Source organism: Herpetosiphon llansteffanensis (assembly GCF_003205875.1).
GTDB classification, from domain to species: domain Bacteria; phylum Chloroflexota; class Chloroflexia; order Chloroflexales; family Herpetosiphonaceae; genus Herpetosiphon; species Herpetosiphon llansteffanensis.
Window position 1 is genome coordinate 1 of sequence record NZ_PUBZ01000042.1, and the last position, 750, is coordinate 750.

At 68.3% G+C, this 750-nt stretch carries 1 protein-coding gene; it reads left to right on the top strand.

The features are described 5' to 3' along the window. Nucleotides 1-117 precede the first annotated feature (117 nt). Nucleotides 118-594: a Fur family transcriptional regulator gene (locus C5S61_RS02515; RefSeq protein ID WP_006946384.1), complete on the top strand. Its 477-nt coding sequence runs from the start codon at nt 118-120 to the stop codon at nt 592-594. Nucleotides 595-750: the final 156 nt, after the last annotated feature.

Consider the following 750-nt stretch of genomic DNA (forward strand, 5'->3'; position numbering starts at 1 on the left):
GAGCCGAGACGTGGGAAGTACTCCCCTCGCCAACTATCATAGCCGATCGGCGGACCCTGCCCCACTCGACGAGCAGGCTTTCTTGATTCGTTCCAGAAATCGCGGCATCATGGATTCATGACGACGACGCCCGCCACCGATCCGCGCACCATGCTGCGTCAGGTGAACCTGCGGATCACCGGCCCGCGCGTCGCCATCCTCGACGCCCTCGAGACGCGCCCCCACTCGGATGCGGAGACCGTCATCCAGGCGGTGCGCGACAGTTACGGCAAGGTCTCGACGCAAACCGTCTACGACGCCCTGCATGCGATGACGGCGCACGGCATCATCCGCCGCATCGAGCCGGCCGGCCAATCCGCGCTCTACGAACGACGCGTCGGCGACAACCACCACCACCTCGTGTGCCGACAATGCGCGACGATCGTCGACATCCCCTGCGCCGTGGGCGACACACCGTGCCTGACGGCGGCGCACGAGTCCGAACTCAGCGAGGGGTTCGACATCGACGAGGCCGAGGTGACGTACTGGGGCGTCTGCCGCGCGTGCCGCGAGGGCGCTGCCGCAGCTTCCGCTGCGTCACCCGTCGTCGGCTGAGCCGCGCCCGAGGTTGCCGGGTCGCACGCGGGAGAGCAGGGGGGCATCCGCGATCCGGTTCATCCCGACATTCGCGGGGTCGCCCGTGAGACGGTGGCTGACGTGACGAGCACACCCACCCTGCGTCCCGAGGTCGATGCGTCCGACGTCGAAGCC